Origin of the sequence: Flavobacterium sp., from assembly GCF_044368625.1 — a bacterium.
Taxonomy (GTDB): Bacteria; Bacteroidota; Bacteroidia; order Flavobacteriales; family Flavobacteriaceae; genus Flavobacterium.
Genome location: NZ_JBIPPD010000384.1, coordinates 1 through 3,051 on the forward strand (window position 1 = coordinate 1; position 3,051 = coordinate 3,051).

Consider the following 3,051-nt stretch of genomic DNA (forward strand, 5'->3'; position numbering starts at 1 on the left):
CAATCTTAACATCGTCACCAGAATGCCGGTTAGTGGTTTTCTTTGCAGGCGTCTTTGTAGTCATCGGTAAATCCTCATTCGCTTCGATGTGTTACATCCTACGCTCATCTGTTCCCTGTGTCAACAAGAATTTTAGATAAATTGATAAACGATTCTTGTTGACATTAGATGTGTATATGTGTAAAGTAGGCTCATGTTCAAACGTATGGAGAAATTACATGAATAATAAAATCGAGAAAGGTTGTTTAGCTATTGTTGTTGCTGGACGTTGTTCAGAGAATATTGGTAAAGTGGTGAGAGTGGGTGATTTCGTGGGACAACTGCCTGATAGTCGGTTAAAAGATTATTGGCGAGTGGATAAACCAATGAAGTTTGCTAATGTTTTTGGTGTTCTTGATGGAGAGAGATACTTTAATAGAGAATGCAATCTTTTACGTATTGACTCTTACGATCAAGATGTATATACTCTTGAACAGATTGAGCAATTAGAGAATACATTTAATGAATAACAAAACTCCTGCTGAAGCATTAGAAGAATTGATCATCCTGTCTGGGATGTATCGTATACAGCTTGGATTAGTGGCTAAGCTCTCAGGAGCTGTCTTAGCTGGTGATAAACATAGAGCTAAGAAGTTGTGGGGTGAGATGACAGAGATTAAGAGTTATCTTTGTGATTTATTCACTTGCGATATTGAGGACTATTTGTATTTAGACGTCTAAATGTCTATTGACAATATCTGAATATGTGTTATGATTAAAGAGTAAACAGATTCTTTTGTTGAGAAGGCTTGACAACTAGAAGAAGTGTGGTAGATTAGTGCAAGTAGTGATTAGATTTTTGGGGTAAACCGGTTTCGTCTAATCATAATACGGTAAGAAACGCTATGACCAACGCGGTAGGAGTGGGGACTAAATATCCTCTTGGTGGGCCGCAGCTAGGACTCTCTGCACGAGGGGAACGCCACCAGTGTCTTATACGAAGTGCTTACTCTTTTAGAGAACGTATAAGATCGTCTGGAATGTTGAAAGACATTCTCCACATGAATGTGGCAGGTTATTGGCTCCGAAGAAAGAGACTGATAAATACCTGAAGATGACTACCCTAAGTGGTTGCGAACTGGAGATTACTTCTCTAGCTTGCGCTGCTAGGGAGGAGTTGCGTCTTCTTTCAGGTATTTCACCAAAGAAAGAGTATATAACTATATTAGATTAGCTATCAGTGTTAAGTGAGGATGATTAATGGCAGGAAAAAGAAAACCTATATACGGTATCGGCATTAATGATGCAAATTATTTGGTATATAAGGGTAAGGATGTTTGTCCTTATTATAGGAAATGGTTATCTATGTTGGTGCGATGTTATTCTAAAATAAAACACATTAGCTTTCCAACATACGTAGACTGTACCGTATGTGAAGAATGGAAGTATTTCTCTAATTTCAAGAAATGGGTAGATGAACAACCTAATAAGAATTGGCAAAGTTGTGAGTTAGATAAAGATATACTACAGGTAAATAATAAATGTTATAGTCCAGAAAAAACAGTATTTACTAACAGGGCTTTGAATAGCTTCTTAACCAGCAATACCTCTTGTAGAGGGGAATACTTATTAGGAGTATGCTGGCACAAACAACAAGAAAAATTTCATGCCAAGTGTAATGACCCGTTTAATCATAAAAGAATATATGTTGGGTCTTTCGATTGTGAACTAACCGCTCACAAAGCTTGGCAAGCCAAGAAGCATGAGTATGCTTGTGCTTTAGCTGAACTGCAAGAAGATAGTCGTGTAGCAGACGCTTTGCGTCAGCGTTACGCTCCAGATAAAGATTGGACTACTAGGTAACACACACAAGCCCCGCTCTGCGGGGCTTTCTTTTATCTGCAATTCGCTATTGACATCCCCACTCATTCGTGTAAAATAACTCTCATTGAATCAGATTGTGGAGAAGGTTATGAATGCTAAAGAAATCCTAAGATTGTTGGATGCTGCTAACGATGAAGATTTGATGATGTCCAGAATGAACTGCCACATTAAAGGGCTGCACTCCATTGTTTTGAAAAATGAATCAGGCAGGTTGACAAGGTTGTTTCTCTGTACACCAAACCACGAAATGTGGAAAAATATTGATATTGGTTTAGTGCTAAATTTAGGTGTACATAATCACCGTTATGATCTCACCCTGTCCGCTGTACACGGGGAAGCTAAGAACATTGTTTATCTGCAAGCCAACCCTGCTTATGGTGTAAAAACCAAAGTATATAGATTCCACGATAAAGATAATGTTGTTTATCTAGGTAATGACTGGATCAGAGAGTACTCGTCTATTCCTATTACTAAGGTCCATATGAACCGCACTGAACTGCATACCGTGTATGTAAACCGTTACGAAACTGCTTCTTGGTTAGTCGAAGAAGGTGAAGAAGTGAAAGATTCCACTTTACTTTACACCAACAAAGAAGTAAAATGTTCTCAGTTTAAGTATTTCCCCTCTGCGAAAGCTGTTAGGGAGTATGTTAAGAATTACTACAAAGAGCATGGTGATGTGTTAATTTACCCTAACTAGAGGATTTGTTATGACCCGAATCAATGTTATTGAACCAACAGAACTCACTCGTCAGCACCTGATTGCAGAAATACGCGAGCTACCCAGAATATTCACAATGGTTAAGAACTGGCGATCTCAAGGTATCAACTACTACAACTTCAAACGTCTGAAGAAACAACCACAAGAATACACACTTGGTACTGGACATATGACTCATTTCGCTGATAAGCTTTTATGGCTTGCAGACAGATATGAATCTCTATGTAATGAGTGGCGTAGTCGTGGGTATAAAATTCAGCAAGTAGAACGTAAAGATTTAATTGAAGGTATTGACAATAAATTCTTAGGTGGGTATACTGTCACACAAGAAGCGTTACGACTAAACCGTGAACGTATAGCAGAAAGATTAGGAGACAACAATGAAATTTAAATGTATTAAAGATTTCTGGATGCTCAATGAATCAGAAGAACGTGGGAATATTCCAGCGTTTAAGGCTGGAGATGTG

5 protein-coding genes are annotated in these 3,051 nt (G+C 38.3%); all 5 read left to right on the forward strand.

The annotated features are described in order from the left end of the window. The first annotated feature begins 218 nt into the window (after positions 1-218). The 5 genes from ACIQ2X_RS17635 (at position 219) to ACIQ2X_RS17655 (ending at position 2,975) form a co-directional block, all read left to right on the forward strand. Positions 219-509 carry a hypothetical protein gene (locus tag ACIQ2X_RS17635; protein ID WP_396180359.1) on the forward strand — a complete coding sequence of 97 codons (291 nt, stop codon included), beginning with the start codon at positions 219-221 and terminating at the stop codon, positions 507-509. After that, positions 502-720 (forward strand): hypothetical protein, encoded by a 219-nt coding sequence (locus ACIQ2X_RS17640; protein WP_396180360.1) that lies wholly within the window; start codon positions 502-504, stop codon positions 718-720. The genes ACIQ2X_RS17635 and ACIQ2X_RS17640 overlap by 8 nt, the downstream gene beginning before the upstream one ends. A 519-nt stretch (positions 721-1,239) precedes the next feature. Next, the gene (locus ACIQ2X_RS17645) at positions 1,240-1,842 is read left to right on the forward strand and encodes a hypothetical protein (protein ID WP_396180361.1); all 603 of its coding nucleotides are present in this window, start codon (positions 1,240-1,242) and stop codon (positions 1,840-1,842) included. An 85-nt stretch (positions 1,843-1,927) separates the two neighbouring features. Next, positions 1,928-2,563: a hypothetical protein gene (locus ACIQ2X_RS17650; protein ID WP_396180362.1), complete on the forward strand. Its 636-nt coding sequence runs from the start codon at positions 1,928-1,930 to the stop codon at positions 2,561-2,563. Between the two features lie 10 nt (positions 2,564-2,573). Continuing rightward, the gene (locus ACIQ2X_RS17655) at positions 2,574-2,975 is read left to right on the forward strand and encodes a pyrimidine dimer DNA glycosylase/endonuclease V (RefSeq protein ID WP_396180363.1); all 402 of its coding nucleotides are present in this window, start codon (positions 2,574-2,576) and stop codon (positions 2,973-2,975) included. Positions 2,976-3,051 lie beyond the last annotated feature (76 nt).

What these genes read in the sequence shown, in the direction of transcription:
- ACIQ2X_RS17635 (WP_396180359.1), top strand. Translation starts at nt 219, where the DNA reads ATGAATAATAAAATCGAGAAAGGTTGTTTAGCTATTGTTGTTGCTGGA.
- ACIQ2X_RS17640 (WP_396180360.1), top strand. Translation starts at nt 502, where the DNA reads ATGAATAACAAAACTCCTGCTGAAGCATTAGAAGAATTGATCATCCTG.
- ACIQ2X_RS17645 (WP_396180361.1), top strand. Translation starts at nt 1,240, where the DNA reads ATGGCAGGAAAAAGAAAACCTATATACGGTATCGGCATTAATGATGCA.
- ACIQ2X_RS17655 (WP_396180363.1), top strand. Translation starts at nt 2,574, where the DNA reads ATGACCCGAATCAATGTTATTGAACCAACAGAACTCACTCGTCAGCAC.